This is a genomic window from Nocardia sp. NPDC020380 (genome assembly GCF_044386975.1).
In the GTDB taxonomy this organism is placed as follows: domain Bacteria; phylum Actinomycetota; class Actinomycetes; order Mycobacteriales; family Mycobacteriaceae; genus Nocardia.
The window spans coordinates 99,392-113,369 of sequence record NZ_JBIRVQ010000004.1 but is presented as its reverse complement, the minus strand read 5'-3'; the positions used below and the strand labels follow the sequence as shown (position 1 = coordinate 113,369).

Annotated in this window: 17 protein-coding genes; 7 read left to right on the top strand and 10 right to left on the bottom strand. The window is 64.5% G+C overall.

What is annotated here, in order from left to right; genetic code table 11:
• Positions 1–28: 28 nt before the first annotated feature.
• Complete coding sequence (locus ACH438_RS11645) at positions 29–703, top strand: SMI1/KNR4 family protein (RefSeq protein ID WP_397004005.1); 675 nt, start codon at positions 29–31, stop codon at positions 701–703.
• 198 nt (positions 704–901) lie between these two features.
• On the opposite strand, the gene ACH438_RS11640 is transcribed toward ACH438_RS11645, so the two are convergent.
• The 5 genes from ACH438_RS11640 to ACH438_RS11620 all read right to left on the bottom strand — a co-directional run bounded on the left by ACH438_RS11640 (position 902) and on the right by ACH438_RS11620 (position 3,411).
• Complete coding sequence (locus tag ACH438_RS11640) at positions 902–1,201, bottom strand: hypothetical protein (RefSeq protein ID WP_397004003.1); 300 nt, start codon at positions 1,199–1,201, stop codon at positions 902–904.
• A gap of 126 nt (positions 1,202–1,327) precedes the next feature.
• Positions 1,328–1,624 carry a DUF6412 domain-containing protein gene (locus ACH438_RS11635; RefSeq protein ID WP_397004001.1) on the bottom strand — a complete coding sequence of 99 codons (297 nt, stop codon included), beginning with the start codon at positions 1,622–1,624 and terminating at the stop codon, positions 1,328–1,330.
• A 120-nt stretch (positions 1,625–1,744) separates the two neighbouring features.
• Positions 1,745–1,924 carry a hypothetical protein gene (locus ACH438_RS11630; protein WP_397003999.1) on the bottom strand — a complete coding sequence of 60 codons (180 nt, stop codon included), beginning with the start codon at positions 1,922–1,924 and terminating at the stop codon, positions 1,745–1,747.
• Positions 1,921–2,067 (bottom strand): hypothetical protein, encoded by a 147-nt coding sequence (locus tag ACH438_RS11625; RefSeq protein ID WP_397003997.1) that lies wholly within the window; start codon positions 2,065–2,067, stop codon positions 1,921–1,923. Before ACH438_RS11625 ends, ACH438_RS11630 begins: the two co-directional genes overlap by 4 nt.
• Before the next feature lie 390 nt (positions 2,068–2,457).
• Positions 2,458–3,411, bottom strand: a complete 954-nt coding sequence (locus ACH438_RS11620; RefSeq protein ID WP_397003995.1) for a GlxA family transcriptional regulator — start codon at positions 3,409–3,411, stop codon at positions 2,458–2,460.
• Between the two features lie 70 nt (positions 3,412–3,481).
• Between ACH438_RS11620 and ACH438_RS11615 the strand changes: the two genes are divergently transcribed.
• Together ACH438_RS11615 and ACH438_RS11610 are read left to right on the top strand one after the other, a co-directional pair.
• Complete coding sequence (locus ACH438_RS11615; RefSeq protein ID WP_397003993.1) at positions 3,482–4,726, top strand: MFS transporter; 1,245 nt, start codon at positions 3,482–3,484, stop codon at positions 4,724–4,726.
• Between the two features lie 65 nt (positions 4,727–4,791).
• Complete coding sequence (locus tag ACH438_RS11610; protein ID WP_397003991.1) at positions 4,792–5,211, top strand: PPOX class F420-dependent oxidoreductase; 420 nt, start codon at positions 4,792–4,794, stop codon at positions 5,209–5,211.
• Between the two features lie 542 nt (positions 5,212–5,753).
• On the opposite strand, the gene ACH438_RS11605 is transcribed toward ACH438_RS11610, so the two are convergent.
• The 3 genes from ACH438_RS11605 to ACH438_RS11595 form a co-directional block, all read right to left on the bottom strand.
• Positions 5,754–6,611, bottom strand: coding sequence for an LLM class flavin-dependent oxidoreductase (locus ACH438_RS11605; RefSeq protein ID WP_397003989.1), 858 nt, complete (start codon positions 6,609–6,611; stop codon positions 5,754–5,756).
• A gap of 40 nt (positions 6,612–6,651) precedes the next feature.
• Positions 6,652–7,554, bottom strand: coding sequence for an aldo/keto reductase (locus tag ACH438_RS11600; RefSeq protein ID WP_397003987.1), 903 nt, complete (start codon positions 7,552–7,554; stop codon positions 6,652–6,654).
• A gap of 64 nt (positions 7,555–7,618) precedes the next feature.
• Entirely contained in the window at positions 7,619–8,644 is a 1,026-nt protein-coding gene (locus ACH438_RS11595; RefSeq protein WP_397003985.1) for a GlxA family transcriptional regulator, read from the bottom strand.
• Between the two features lie 91 nt (positions 8,645–8,735).
• Between ACH438_RS11595 and ACH438_RS11590 the strand changes: the two genes are divergently transcribed.
• Positions 8,736–9,194, top strand: coding sequence for a DUF4352 domain-containing protein (locus tag ACH438_RS11590; protein WP_397003983.1), 459 nt, complete (start codon positions 8,736–8,738; stop codon positions 9,192–9,194).
• Between the two features lie 75 nt (positions 9,195–9,269).
• On the top strand, positions 9,270–9,938 hold the full coding sequence (locus ACH438_RS11585) for a hypothetical protein (protein ID WP_397003981.1): 669 nt from the start codon (positions 9,270–9,272) through the stop codon (positions 9,936–9,938).
• A 212-nt stretch (positions 9,939–10,150) separates the two neighbouring features.
• Here ACH438_RS11585 and ACH438_RS11580 read toward each other — a convergent pair whose 3' ends face one another.
• Complete coding sequence (locus tag ACH438_RS11580; protein ID WP_397003979.1) at positions 10,151–10,372, bottom strand: hypothetical protein; 222 nt, start codon at positions 10,370–10,372, stop codon at positions 10,151–10,153.
• A 692-nt stretch (positions 10,373–11,064) separates the two neighbouring features.
• Positions 11,065–11,565 carry a winged helix-turn-helix transcriptional regulator gene (locus ACH438_RS11575; RefSeq protein WP_397003977.1) on the bottom strand — a complete coding sequence of 167 codons (501 nt, stop codon included), beginning with the start codon at positions 11,563–11,565 and terminating at the stop codon, positions 11,065–11,067.
• Between the two features lie 122 nt (positions 11,566–11,687).
• Here ACH438_RS11575 and ACH438_RS11570 point away from each other — a divergent pair, with 122 nt between their 5' ends.
• Both ACH438_RS11570 and ACH438_RS11565 read left to right on the top strand, forming a co-directional pair.
• Positions 11,688–12,629, top strand: coding sequence for an NmrA family NAD(P)-binding protein (locus tag ACH438_RS11570; protein WP_397003975.1), 942 nt, complete (start codon positions 11,688–11,690; stop codon positions 12,627–12,629).
• A 378-nt stretch (positions 12,630–13,007) separates the two neighbouring features.
• On the top strand, positions 13,008–13,949 hold the full coding sequence (locus ACH438_RS11565; protein ID WP_397003973.1) for a glucosyl-3-phosphoglycerate synthase: 942 nt from the start codon (positions 13,008–13,010) through the stop codon (positions 13,947–13,949).
• The last annotated feature ends 29 nt before the right edge of the window (positions 13,950–13,978 follow it).

Sequence of the window (13,978 nt, the reverse complement as noted above, 5' to 3'; positions counted from 1 at the left end):
GCTGGACACCATTGCTGCTCTCGAACATTTGGTCGCGCTAGGGTCGGCACCTGCAAAACAGGAGGCCCAGTACCTGATCGAGGCGGCCGGTGCGAGCGCGGTTTTCGGGGCGGGAGAACATCGGTGGATTCTCGAGCCGCCGCTGAGTGCTACCGAGTTGAGTGAGATCGAGGAACAGGTGGGGGTGCTACTGCCGCAGGAGTATCGAGAATTTCTCCTGACAGTCGGACGAGGTGGGACCGGGCCGGCATATGGGCTGTTCACGGTTCGTCGGATGGAAGGGCGATGGCAGTGGGAGGGCGACGGCGCAGATCTGACCGCGTTGGACACACTCGCACAACCTTTTCCGTACATCGTGCCCTTCAACCCGGCAGACACGCTCCCCGATCCTCCTGATGAGGAGGACTTCGACTCGGTCGAGGCTTTCAACGCTGCGGAGGACGCGTATTGGGAGGTCCATGACGAAATCGTCTACCGGCCAGAACATTCGGTCGGGCTGCTCTATCTCTGCCATCTGGGTTGCGCGCAGCGCGAGGTGCTCGTCGTGAGCGAGGAGACGAGAGGGCAGATGTGGGCCGACAACACGGCCGACGATCGCGGCTTCGAGCCCTTGCTTGATGGCGCAGGAGCCCGGCTGGGCTTTGCCCAGTGGTATCGGCGGTGGCTGGACCAGATCGAAGCCGATCTCACGATTCAACCATAGTATGCGTCGTGATCCGGAGTTCGATGATGTCTGATTGTCGTTGTATAAAACCTCCCTACGGTGCGGCAGGTTATGGCTGCGTTATCAGTGGGAAGACGAGCACCTCGGCGAGTCGGGCCGGTGGTATCAGGGGAGTGGGTAGGGTCGGCTGAAGCCTGCGAAACCGCGCCGCCCGCCGGCCGGTCTCGAGTGCTCTCGTTACTTGGCTGACCTGCGGTGCCGTCGACGACGGTACATATAGGCCCCGGCCGTCACGATCACAATCAGGACAGCCCATTCAGGTGCGATGAGCGCGACCGTCGTGAGCACATCGAGGCCGACGGTGATCTCGGCGATCGGGATCGATACCAGCAATAAGGCTCCAGCCCACAGGACAGCCGAGGAAATCGCCTGCGCGGCAGAAAAATAGGCGAGTGAGAAGTATCCAATGACGCGCGAAATTGCAGCGCGCAGCCACAATGCAGAGCGCGCAAAGATAGACATGATCGACAGAACCATCGAAACACCCCAAGAACGTGCACCACGGCAGGCATGCCGATGCTCGCGAGAGCGGGTGCGGGACAACAGGTACGGAAACGAATCCGGCAGCTGCCGCTCCTCCTCCGAGATCCTGGGGGCGATGGTCTAGGCTGCCGCGATGCCCGTCCCTGGGGCGCGCGCTCGAACGTGGCCCGCGGCATCGGGGTTACTGTGCCGGCACGAGAAGGCTGTCAGGCCGTTGTCACAGACGTTGATCAGCGAGTGGCTCGTCGACCGAGCGGAACCACCGATCAGCGTCGCCGCGATCACCACCACAAGCACCACAACGGCCGCCGCCATCGCCTGCGCCGCGCTCCCGACCGTGACCGGGAGCATGAACAGCAGAATCGAAGCGGTGACGAACTTCAGCACCAGAGCCTGGTCGCTGAAATCTACTGGCACACATCAGATGCTACAGAACCACTGGCCTCCGTCGATGTCCGAATCAGCGCGCTGGGCCCTGCGTCTCGGACCCGCCGCTGTCAGGGCGGTGACCGAACTGCGGGAGTGGGGCGGCGAGGGTCAGGCCGATTCAGCTCGGGCGGAGGCATATTCGGGGAAGAGTTCGCGTAGGGCGATGTCGAAGGCTTTAGCCCGCTCGAAGGAATCGAAGTCGTCGAATCTCTCGTTGCCGAGATACCAGCCGATCAGATCGGCTGCATCAGCGGACCGCTCGTTGAGCACGCAGAGAATCGCGATCATCCGCCGTGGCCGTGGCCGCAGTCCCCGAAGTTGTCGGTCAGCAAGGCCGATTCCGGAAGTGTACGGATCACCTTGCCCACCTCGGCCGATACCAGGCGGGCATACGGTGACATGCCCACCCAGGATTTGATGGGCGAGAACAAGCATTCAACCGCGATGGACAGTCCGGGAACTGCAGGTACCGGTTGGAATGGCAGGTCTCGGAGTATTCGCGTTGGCCGGAGCAGCTGTGGTGTACGGGATGTCATCGAGGCCAAAAAGGACGACCTGGTGGATGTGGTCGACGCGCCGAGTCCATCTCAGACGGGGTGAACGGACTGATCTGCCGCTGACCGAGTGGCACATGACGGCCGCAAACGCCGAGAGAGCTCGGCCCGGATGTGCCACTCGACGGCGTCCACCTGGACTACGAGAAGCACACTGCCGTGGTCGATTCAGGCAAATCCCCTCGGTAGTGTGCTGCTGATCTTTCCCTGCCTCCGATGTGACCGGTGAACACACTCGCTGCCGCGGGCCGCGCGGACGGCGACCCGCTATCGGGCGATGTCCCAAGCGCGGCGGTAGGCGTCAGGGGTGGTGTGCAGGAGGGTGTGGAACTGGCGGCGGAGGGCGTGGGCGGTGCCGAATCCGGTCTCCTGGGCGACTCGGTCGATGGTGTGGTCGGTTTGTTCCAGTAGTTCCTGGGCTCTGGCGACGCGTTGGCGTAGGAGCCAGGTGCGGGGGTTGGTGCCGAGTTGTGAGCGGAATTGGCGATGCAGGGTTCTTACGCTCACGCCGACGTGTTGGGCGAGGTCTTCGATGGTGATGGGCTCATCGAGGTGCTGTTGTGCCCATTGGGTCGCCTGGTCGAGGTAGCCGGGGCGGTGCGGAATCGAGGGGAGTGGGATGTATTGCGCCTGGCCGCCGTCGCGGTGCGGGGGCGTGACCAAGCGGCGCGCAACGGCATTGGCGACGGTGGCGCCGTAGTCTTTGGCGACCAGATGCAGGCAGAGGTCGATCGCGGCGGACTTGCCTGCTGAGGTGAGCACCTGTTGTTCGTCGACGTAGAGAACGTTCGGATCGACGTCGATGCGTGGGTAGCGGCGCGCCAGTGTTTCGGCGTGCAGCCAGTGCGTGGTGGCGCGTTTGCCGTCGAGTAACCCCGCTTCGGCGAGGGCGAAGGCGCCAGTGCACAGTGAGACGATGCGGGCGCCGTGGCGGTGCGCTTCCTGGAGTGCGGCAACCAGATTCGCGGGCGGGATCAGTTCTGGATCGTGGCAGGTGGGTACTACGACGGTGTCGGCGGTGACCAGGTCGTCGTAGGTGTAGGGGGTGTGGGCGACGAACCATCCGTCCACCGCGGTGGATCCCGGGGCGCAGACTCGGAAATCGTACCAGTCGCGGCCGCCTGCCAGCTCGGCGCGATCGGTGCCGAAGATCGCGCACGGCGCGGCCAGCTCGTAGATACCCACTCGATCGCTCACCGCGAGTGCCACCACATCGGCCATGTCCGAAAGTGTACCTATGACGTCCGATCGGTCACTTGTGGCACGTGTTCGGAAAAGCTGAACTGGTGGCATGGCTTCCACGCATGTGCCCGCGGCGCCGGGACGGATCGACGAAAAAGCCTGGCTCGGGCCGGGATTGGCGTTGGCGGTGATGGGCTGGGGAGCGAACCAGTTCGCACCGCTGATCGTGTTGTACGAACATCGACTGGGGCTGACCGCGGCAGCGCTGAACGGCATCTTCGGGCTGTATGCGCTGGGGCTGATACCGGCGCTGCTCGTGGGCGGACGGCTCTCCGATCGCATCGGGCGCCGGCCCGTCGTTCTTGCGGCGCTGGTGGTTTCGGCTGCCGGTACCTGTCTGCTGATTGTGGGCGGGCACTCGGTGGCTGCTCTGGTCGCCGGCCGGACCTTGTCCGGGGTGGCCAACGGCCTGGCCTTCGGCACCGGCGCGGCCTGGGTCAAGGAATTGTCCAGCGGTGCCGGAGATTCCGGCGCGGGGCCACGTCGCGCCACCATCGCCATGACTATCGGATTCTCCGCGGGTCCCTTCGTCTCCGGGATTCTGGCCCAGTGGGTTGGCGCGCCGACCGTGGTGCCTTATCTGCCACATCTGGCGCTACTGGCGATGGCAGTCTTCGCGGTGCGCGGCGCCACCGACCCGGCCCGGTCCGCAGTCTCGACACCGATTCGCCAGGCCGGCGACGACTCTCGGACTGTGACCAGGCATCACGGAGTCCTCGCGCACTTCCTTCTCGTGCTGGTTCCATTCTCCCCGTGGGTATTCGGCACCGCGGCGATAGCTCTGGCCTACCTCCCCACGCTGATCGCGCCGGATGTCGCAGGACACGCCATGGCTTTCAGTGCCGTCGTCACCGGTATCACCGCGCTGGCCGGTGTGCTGGCTCAGCCGCTGGTTCGCCGTGTCCACCGTCCGGACACCGCGCGATTGTTCCTGATCTCGATGGGCACGGTCATAATCTCGATCGCCATCGCGGCCTGGGCGGCCCAGATCCGATCTCCGTGGATGGTCCTCGTGGCCAGTGCGCTGCTGGGCATCGCCTACGGCGCCACTCAGTTCTGCGGTCTGTCCGAGGTCCAGCAACTGGTCGAACCCCGATCCCTGGGTACCGCCACGGCCGTCTACCAGATCCTGAGCTACGTCGGCTTCTCGTTCCCGTTCCTGTTGTCGCTCACCGCATCCCACACCGCCCTGTCACCCGCGACCTTGCTGCTGATCGTGGCGGGTATCGCGGCAGCGGCCACACTGTGGCTGGCGATCATTACCCAGACCTACACCCACCGAGGTCAGAGGTGAGTCGGCCATCGGTGGACCGGAAACGGGTTGACCTCAACAGCTGTTGAGCTTCTAGCGTCACTCGTATGCCCTTCACCGCGATAGAACGCGCTTACCTCACCAGCCAATCGCTCGGCCGTCTCGCGACGGTCACCGCAAAAGGCGTCCCGCTCATCGCCCCGGTCGGCTTCCAGCTCAACGCCGACGGCACCATCGATATCGGCGGCCCCAACCCGCAGGCGCAGCGCTACCGCAACGTCCGCGCCAACTCCAATGTCAGCTTCGCCGTCGACGACATGACCCCTGACGACCCGAGCGAGGTCAAACCGGGCTGGGGGCGCGGCGTCATCATCCGCGGTGTCGCGGAAATCCTGACGGTCGAGGTGCCACCTGTCGCCCCGGAATGGTTCTCCAACGAGATCATCCGCATCCACCCGCGCCGCATCCACAGCTGGCACCTCGATCCCGCCAACCCGAACGGCGAAACACGCACCGTCACCGACTGATCCACCGGACGTGGCTGGCAGGTGGCGCTACCACTCCCGCAGACTGGAGGCATGCAGGGGTGGTTTGCTCTGGTAGGTGTGGTGACCGGGGCCTTGATTGCGATCGCAGGTCAGTACGCGATATGGGTTGTCGGCCGAAGGAGCGCGTTCGGTGACCTGGTGCTGGAGCAATGCGCGCAGGTTATTGCTCTCGAGGAGGATATGCGGAACCGGGTTTGGGAAGAGCGGCGGTTAGGACGCAGGGACGCTGTATCCCAGTGGCCGCTTGCCGAATACCGGCTGGCGGAAGCGCGTTTGAAGGTTGCGTGCCGAGACCCGGAACTTCACGATGCGTTGCGTGACATGCATACCGCCGGTCAGGCATTGGGAAGGTCATGGCGACAGGCCCATCGAGATGAGGACGAAATCGAAGCCGCGTGGCAGCGACACCGCGAGTCACTCGATAACCTTGTCCGGGTCAGCGGCGCCGCTCTGGAGAGGACCAGGACAGGTCACAGACGTCTGCTGCGACATTGATTAGCCACCGAAGGAATTCGCCCGGATCAGAGGACCACGTCGGCGAGGCGTTCGATGTCATCGATGTCGTCGGTGCCGGTATTGAAGATGATGTCGGTGGCTCCGATATCGGCGAACGATGACAGTGCCTGCTCGAGCTTCTCCGTTGAGTCGCATAGCGTCCCGGTGACCAGTGCGGCTGTTTGTTCGCCCTTGGCAATGTAGTAGTCGTGGACGTTCCGCTTGCCTGCGTCACTGTCTCCGAGGGCGAAGTACACGAGCGCAACCAGTCGCGGCTCGCCCTCGCGGCCGGCCCGCTGCCAGGCGTCGCGGGCCGCGTCGAAGCTCGGTCTCACCGAGGACACCGGTAGTGAACCGCCGATGTATCCCTCGCCCCAGCGGGCCATGCGGTTCAGCGCGGCGGGTGCGGCGCCGCCGAACAATAGGGGCACTTGGCGAGTGCCCTCCGGCACTGCCGGGTTCGGGCCCCCGCCAACCGGTTCGCCGTGCCAGACCGAGCGGAACGTCTCGAGGTCTCGATCGAATCGTGCACCGCGACCTCGGGGTCCGTACCCGTCGGCAATGAAATCGTCCTCGCGCACACTGCCGACGCCCAATCCGGCGGTGAGCCGGCCACCGGACACTCCATCGATGCCGGCCAGTTCCTTGGCCAGCAGTATCGATGGCCAAGCGGGAGCGAGCAATATGCCACTGATCAGCTCGACCCGGCTGGTCACGGCGGCGGCCGCGCTGAGAGCGACGGTGTCGGCGACTCCCGGATAGGCGTTGCGGCCCACCGTGGCCAGGCTGAGAAAGCCCACCTTCTCCGCACGTTCCGCCCAGGCCGGAACAACACGTGGGCGAACGTTGCGAACCTGATTCGGCAGGCCGATACCGATTCTCATGGTGTCACTCACCTCGGATCGAGTTGTGCGATCGAGCCGATCATCCCACGACATACGGGCCGGTGAAGTCGCCGTCCGAGCTGCCTGCCGCCGTGAGCGCGGCGATCTGCGCGTCGGTCAGGCGGAGCGCGGCCGCTTCGACGTTCTCGTCTAGGTGAGCGAGCGAGGTGGTGCCGGGGATCGTGCAGAGCATGTCGGAGCGGGCCAGCAACCAGGCCAGGGCGACCTGCGCGGGCGATGCTCCGGCTTGTGCCGCGATCTCGGCGACGACACCGCCGGGCTGCGCGAGGGCACCGCTCATAACCGGCCACCACGCCACGAACGGGATGCGTTCGCGATCGCAGTAATCGACGACGGCGTCCCAGCCGCGGACGGTCAGGTTGTAAATGCTCTGCACGGCGGCGACTTCGATGATCGACCGCGCGGCTTCGATCTGCTCGACCGTGACCTCGGAGAGCCCGAAGTGCCCGATCTTGCCCTCCTGCTGCAACTCTCGCATCGTGCCCAACTGGTCGGCGAAGGGTACGTTCGGGTCGGCGCGGTGCAGGTAGAGCAGGTCGATCCGGTCTACGCCGAGCCGGCGCAGGCTCATCTCGCACTGGTGACGCAGGAGAGCCGGATGGCCGATCGGCACCCATTCGAGGGGCCGCGGCTGCACCTGTCCGATCTTCGTGGCGATGAGCAGGTGATCGGGGTACGGGTGCAGGGCCTCACGCAGGATGTCCTCGACCGTCCCGAGGCCATAGCTGTCGGCGGTGTCGATGTGGTTGACGCCGAGTTCGACTGCGCGCCGGGCCAATCGGATCGAGTGATCCCGGTCCGCCGGTGGACCCCAGATCATGGGATCGCCCAGATGCATTGCGCCGAAAGCCATCCGGAATACTTTCTTGCCGCCGAGTTCGACCTCGCCTGCGGTACCGATCGTGGTCAGTGCGTCAGTCATGATCGAATTCTCGAGCACCGCGCCACGAATGCGCTGCCCCGTTATCGGCCACAGATGTTCAACATCAGGCCACACCGTGCTCCGTCGCGGGCCGCTTGCCCCGCGCTGCGCCGAATCGGCTGCGGTACTCGCCCGGGGTCGGCTCGCCGAGTCTGGTGAAGTGGTAACGCAATGCCGATTCGGAGCCGAAACCGCTGGCCTCGGCGACGCGTTGCACAGTCCAGGTGGTGCGCTGCAACAACTCCTGGGCGCGTCGTACCCGGGCTCGTTGCAGCCATTCGATCGGCGGGATACCCAGCGCGTCGCGGCACTGCCGTGCGAAAGTGCGCACGCTCATCCCGGCGTGCCGGGCCAGCATGGCGACGGTCAGGGTCTCGGCGAGATGGTCTTCGGCCCAGTACAAAGTGTCGGTCAGGGAGCGAGGCGGCTCCGGAACGTCCCAGCCCGCCCGCTGGGCCTGGTCGCCGTCGCGACGGATCGGCGCGACCAGAAACCGGGCGACCTCGGTCGCGAGCGCCGAGCCGTGATCGCATTCGACCAGATGCAGGAGCAGATCCATTGCCGCGGTGCCGCCACCGGAGGTGAAGAATTCACCGTCCGCGACGAATAGGCGCTCGGGGTGGACGTGGATCTTGGGGTGGGCGGTGGCGAGTTGTTCGGCCCAATGCCAATGGGTGGTCGCCTGGCGGCCGTCGAGCAGACCGGTCGCGGCCACAAGGAACGTGCCCAGGCACAGCGCGACGATGCGGGCGCCATTGGCTCGCGCGCGCAGCAGGGCCGCGGCGACTTCCGGCGGTGGGTCGTAAATCCTCGGGGCGGCGGGCACAACAACGGTGTGTGCCGACTCCGCCCACGCCAGCGTCCGATCCGGAAGCAGCGCATAACTGCTGGCGCCCCCGGTCCGAGTGACCGTCGGCCCGGCCGGTCCGGCCACGGCGACCTCGTAGAGTTCGGCGCCTGCGAGATCGTTCGCCGAGGCGAAGACCTGCACCGCTAACGCTAGCTCGAACGTTCCGATGCCATCGAAGCTCAGGACCGCGACGGTGTGCGGAGCCTCCGGAGGCGGCACGGCCGCCGACGTTGTGTCCACACCACCAGTCTGTCACCGAAGCGATCTCGGCGAAATCTTGCCTATATGGTGGTTCTCGGCGCCGATACCTCGAACAGGAGATACTCCGACGATGATCAAGCTCGCATCGAGGTTCGCATTGCTCGCGGCAATTGCCTCGACTGTCGCCGTTCCGGCCGCCGCGGCGGGAACACCGATGCGCGACAACAACTTCGAGTACACGATCACCGAGGTGAAGAACGCCGGCTCACGCATCGACACCGGCCGGGCATGGCGCAACGCCTATGGAACCTTCGAGGTGGTGACCGCCACGATCACCAACATCGGTAGTGAAGGGCACGGGTACTACGGCCCGAGCCGTTTGATCGATAACCAAGGCCGCGGGTCCGATGAAGATACACTCTCGTCCGACGACCTGAATTCGGCCCAGACGGGGCTCGACCTGTTTCTCCTGAAACCCGCCGAGTCCGTTACGTTCCAGATGGTATTCGACGTCCCCACCGACACCGAGCCTGCCTACGTCATGATGCGTGAGCTGAGCTCCGCGCCCGGAGTGAAAGTAGCCGTATGAGAACCCTTTGACCGGGTGGTCCAAGCGCTGAAACTCGGTTGGGTGGGCGGTGCCGGGCCTGGCATGGTCTCTGGAATGGGTATCTGGACAGACCAATTCCTCGCACCGTACGAGGCTTACCTGCCGGAGGTGACGGACTTCGCCGAGATGGCGGCGAGCATGATCCACTATCAGGTGGCGTGCGCACCCTGGACACTGGTCGCCGGAAAGCTGTCCGCCAATGCCGAATTGCCGTATGTCGGGATTCTCGGCGATATCCGATGGAGCATCCGCGACGGTTCGCTGACCGTGGGTGGTGAGCGGTCCACCGACATCACCGAACATACCGAATGGGAGGCGGAACAGGCGCCTCCGTGGGGACGGGCACTGGAAGCGGGACGGGTCCTGGCTACCGGGACCGACCCGGCGGACATCGCGCCCGCGCTCTCCGCCGCCCCGTACGGGCTGGAAGACATCGCCATCGTCTTCGACCAGCTCGATTTCGGCAACCCCGAAGTGCTGAACCACTTCTGGAGCGAGGACACCCGAATCCAGTTGACCTGCTTCGCCCTCGCTCGCCCGCAATACCGGCCGTTATACGCCAATACCCTCGCTGCACCAGACAACGGCCCGGTACATCCGGTGCAGACGTTCGTGTCGGTTGGCTACAAGCTCGGCGACCGCCTCTATCCGTGCCCGGCCATCGCGGACGCGGTAGTGCGGGTTCTGCGCCCGGGCCTGGCGGTCGGTGAAACGTTCGGTTGAACGAGCCATCGACAGCCGTTTGGATATGCCGCCGCGTGGGCAGCCTCTACAGTGAGATCTATTGCCACGCAAGGATTATTTCTGCGGGCCGAACGCAGTGGTCTGCCAACGGGGTGGGGGAGTGGCCGTTGCGGCTCAGGGAAGCGGAAACCGACTGCGGTGCAGCTGGACCCGCCTCTCGTGCAGCGCGTAATCGAGTCGGCGCGGGACTCTTATCTGTTGTCGCCTAACCAGCCCGCGGGCAAGTGCTCGTACAGTTGCAGTGGAGTTTCCGTGAGGGGCTCGCGGCCGAAAGTTGTGTACACGTCGCCGTACCGAGTAGGGATGATCAGGCCCGTGAACTGGTCGAGTTCGGTCTCGCACCGCCGCTGAAGCAACGCGAGGAACTGCCTGATCTCGGTGTCGCTCATCCGTGCGCCGGAAGTGTCTGCCATGTCCAGAGACTAGATGCATCGCTCAGTGCGCTACTCGAGGTCGAGACCCATTGCTTCCCGTATTGGCGATTACCGAGTGGGGGCCAATACGATGAAGCCATCGAGTGCATAATCCAAATACGGCACGGGCGGCACCCACTGACAAAACGGCGGAAGACCAACTGCCCGTGTCTATCCGAAGCTGATGGAAGTCCGCATCTGGGTGTTCAGGTTGGCCCGGTTGTAGCGCTCCTAGACCCCGTTGTTGAGCGAGGGCCTGGCGGCGTCTGCCGCGGCGGATGTCGACACGGTGAGATAGACTCGCGTCGCCGGACGTCGCCAGGCATGCTCGCCGTATGACTGACGTTTCTCCGACCTGTTACGACCGCTCTGTTCTTCTGGATGCGTATCTGGATGCAGTAGGAGAGTTCTCCACGCTCAACGGGAAAACCGGCGCGGACGCAACCCTGAGAAGTGGCTGGCAGCTTTGCCGGGTGCGGTCATCCTTTTCCGGGGCGATCCGGCAGTGATGACTATGACCTCGGATGAGGACATTGCACTGATCCAATCAGGTGGAGGAACGATCCGCGGTTTCGACGGCGTCGGACACGGCCTTCACCACTTCGCGCCCACTACTATCGCGGCCGCAATCGCCGACTACATCTGAACCGGCGAAGGCGCATCTGGTCCACGTTCGGTAGGCGTGCCGGGCTTCACTCGTCGACGGTTTTGCGTTGGCGTTGGCGGCGGGTTTTGCGGAGGTCGGGGTCGAGGCGGGTTTTCATGAAGGGGTCGGCTTGGGGGCCTGGGAGGAATGCGGAGTTCATGTCGGAGAGGCGGCGGCCGGTGTTGTTGTCTATGAAGACTGGGTCGATCTGGTTGCCGGTGTCTTGGTCGACGATTAACACCTGGGTGTCGCGGACGGGGGAATGTTTTGCGCCCCAGCCGTATAGGGCTATTAGGACTGGGAGGAGGTCTCGGCCGGGGGTGGTGGGGATGTACTCGTAGCGGGGTGGGGTGGTGCTGTATTGGGTGCGTTCGAGGAGGCCTGCTTCGACCAGGGTGCGCAGCCTGCTGGTGAGCATGGGTGGGGTGATGCCGAGGTTGCGTTCGAGTTCGTCGAAGCGGGTGAAGCCGTCGAGGGTGTCTCGCATGATCAGGAGTGTCCACCAATCGCCGACGTGTTCGAGGGCGCCTGCTATCGGGCAACCCATACCATCGAAGCTTTTGCGGCGCAAAGGGATTCCTTTCGGAGCGGACCTACCGGCTAGTTACTTGCATTATAGTAGCCACTGGCTTAGCGTCTGTCCGCACTACCCCGGAAAGGACTTCGCCCATGACTTCTTCCAACGACTTCCGACCTACGACCCTCGTTCTCGGCGCTACCGGTCGGCATGGCCGTACCGGTGCGCGGATCGTCGAGCAGCTGCTGGCCGGTGGTCACAATGTTCGGGCGCTGGCCCGCTCCACCGGCGAGCACACCGACGCGCTGATCGCTCAGGGGGCGGAGGTGGTTGTCGGGGATCTGCTGGATCGCCGGACGCTCGGCGAGGGCGTCGATGGTGTGGACAGCGTGTACTTCACGTATCCGATCGCCGAGGGCGTACTGGCCGCTGCGGCGAATCTGGCGTCAGTGCTGCGCGCTGGGAAACTCTCGCCGCGGTTTGTGGTGATGTCGATGGGTGTGTCGGTGCCCGAGAGTCCGAGCGCGCTCGGGCGTGCGCAGTGGGCGGCAGAGGAAGTGCTGTCCTGGGCGGGTCTGGAGCCGGTGGTGTTGCGGCTGCGGGCGTTGTTCTACGAGAACATTCAACTGCTGCACGGTGGGTCGATCCGCGCGACGGGGCGGTTCGCGAACAGTTTCGGATCGGGGCGGGCGCCGTGGATCAGCGGGCAGGATGCGGCTGATCTGGCGGTTGCGGCGTTGCTCGCGCCGGTCCGGTATCCGGCCGGCACGATCAGCTATCCGACGGGTGTGGAAGTGCTCTCGCACAAGGAGATCGCCGAGGTGATCGCGGCGGAGATCGGCAGCCCGGTCGAGTATACACCCGTCTCCCGTGCGGCATGGCAAGCGGAATTGGAAGCCGGGAGTAACGGAGGCGTCATCAACCCGGCTATGGCTCAACATATTTCAGCTATCGGCGAAGCCTTCTCCGTGCCGCGAGAAGGAGTACCGGTTCCTGAGTCCGGCTCGGCAGACGTGAAGGCCCTCCTCGGGCGAGCTCCGTTGTCGTTCGCCGAGTTCGTCCGCGTGAACCGGACCGCGTTCGCGCGGAACTGACACCACGGTTGATGTCAAGGCTGTGGCGTGTGTGGCTGTGAATTGACCCACCCGCGGGGCGTGTTGTGAGGGGGGTTACGGCGGAACTTTAAGGTTGGGTAAACACGGGTGGTCCGGTCGGCTTAATTGCACAAGTATCAGAATGTGCGAATTGTGAATATGCTGATGGCGGGTTTTCGGGGTGCGGAAAATGCGTTGCAGGCATTGTTGATCCGATTGCGCAACTCGGGATGTCGGTGGCGGTGATCACAGGGCGGGGCAGGGGAATAGCTTCTAATGTTCCTGCCTACGATCGGATTACCGCTTCGGTCGATATTTTACTGGTAATCCCCGCATTGGTGTAGGGGATTATGTCGGTCAACCCGAGAGGGCATGCGCATGGAATTCGGAGGAAGCTTTTTCGGGTGTGATGCCGCGGCCGGAATACGAACCTGGCCGGACCCGGAGTGGACGATTGCCGATCTCGTCGCGGCGAAGAACGGGCGCACCATCTCGGTGGTCCTGCCGGCGTTGAACGAGGAGGAGACCGTCGGGTCGGTGGTGGCCAGTATCCGGCCACTACTCGGCACGCTCGTCGATGAGCTGGTCGTGATGGACTCCGGTTCGACCGACCGGACCATCGAGGTCGCCGCCGCGGCCGGCGCCACCGTCGTGACCAGAGAGTCGGTGCTGCCGGATATTTCGCCGGTGCCGGGCAAGGGCGAAGTGCTGTGGCGATCGCTGGCGTGGGTGACCGGCGATATCGTCGCCTACGTCGACTCGGATCTCATTGATCCCGATCCCGCCTTCGTCCCCGGACTGGTCGGCCCGATCCTGCTGGGTGAGGGCGTCGAACTGTGCAAGGCCTACTACCGGCGGCCATTTCGCTCCGGCGCGATGGTGGACGAGAACGGCGGCGGGCGGGTCACCGAACTCGTCGCCAGGCCACTGCTCGCCGCGCTGCGCCCGGAACTGCGTTCGGTGATCCAGCCACTCGGCGGGGAGTGCGCCGCGACCAGGGAGGCATTGAGCGCGGTCGAATTCGCGCCCGCCTACGGGGTCGAGATCGGACTGCTGATCGATATCTTCGATCGGTACGGGGCCAATGCCATCGCGCAGGTGAATCTCGGTCTGCGCCAACACCGGAACCGCCCGCTGGCGGAATTGGGTGTGATGAGCCGCCAGATCATGGCCACCGCATTCCGCCGATGCGGCCTGCCCGATTCCGGCGCCGCACTGCTCCAATTCGCCGCGGACGCAGACGGATTCGTGGCACGTGAATCGGCTGTCCAGACGGCCGATCGGCCGCGCATGCAGTCATTGCTGAAAGCCGCAATCTAACCCATCGCCCGTACTTTCAGGAAAGTTGC

What these genes read in the sequence shown, in the direction of transcription:
- ACH438_RS11640 (WP_397004003.1), bottom strand. Translation starts at nt 1,201, where the DNA reads ATGGTTCTGTCGATCATGTCTATCTTTGCGCGCTCTGCATTGTGGCTG.
- ACH438_RS11630 (WP_397003999.1), bottom strand. Translation starts at nt 1,924, where the DNA reads ATGATCGCGATTCTCTGCGTGCTCAACGAGCGGTCCGCTGATGCAGCC.
- ACH438_RS11620 (WP_397003995.1), bottom strand. Translation starts at nt 3,411, where the DNA reads ATGGCCGATGTGGTGGCACTCGCGGTGAGCGATCGAGTGGGTATCTAC.
- ACH438_RS11615 (WP_397003993.1), top strand. Translation starts at nt 3,482, where the DNA reads ATGGCTTCCACGCATGTGCCCGCGGCGCCGGGACGGATCGACGAAAAA.
- ACH438_RS11610 (WP_397003991.1), top strand. Translation starts at nt 4,792, where the DNA reads ATGCCCTTCACCGCGATAGAACGCGCTTACCTCACCAGCCAATCGCTC.
- ACH438_RS11605 (WP_397003989.1), bottom strand. Translation starts at nt 6,611, where the DNA reads ATGAGAATCGGTATCGGCCTGCCGAATCAGGTTCGCAACGTTCGCCCA.
- ACH438_RS11600 (WP_397003987.1), bottom strand. Translation starts at nt 7,554, where the DNA reads ATGACTGACGCACTGACCACGATCGGTACCGCAGGCGAGGTCGAACTC.
- ACH438_RS11590 (WP_397003983.1), top strand. Translation starts at nt 8,736, where the DNA reads ATGATCAAGCTCGCATCGAGGTTCGCATTGCTCGCGGCAATTGCCTCG.
- ACH438_RS11585 (WP_397003981.1), top strand. Translation starts at nt 9,270, where the DNA reads ATGGGTATCTGGACAGACCAATTCCTCGCACCGTACGAGGCTTACCTG.
- ACH438_RS11580 (WP_397003979.1), bottom strand. Translation starts at nt 10,372, where the DNA reads ATGGCAGACACTTCCGGCGCACGGATGAGCGACACCGAGATCAGGCAG.
- ACH438_RS11575 (WP_397003977.1), bottom strand. Translation starts at nt 11,565, where the DNA reads ATGGGTTGCCCGATAGCAGGCGCCCTCGAACACGTCGGCGATTGGTGG.
- ACH438_RS11570 (WP_397003975.1), top strand. Translation starts at nt 11,688, where the DNA reads ATGACTTCTTCCAACGACTTCCGACCTACGACCCTCGTTCTCGGCGCT.
- ACH438_RS11565 (WP_397003973.1), top strand. Translation starts at nt 13,008, where the DNA reads ATGGAATTCGGAGGAAGCTTTTTCGGGTGTGATGCCGCGGCCGGAATA.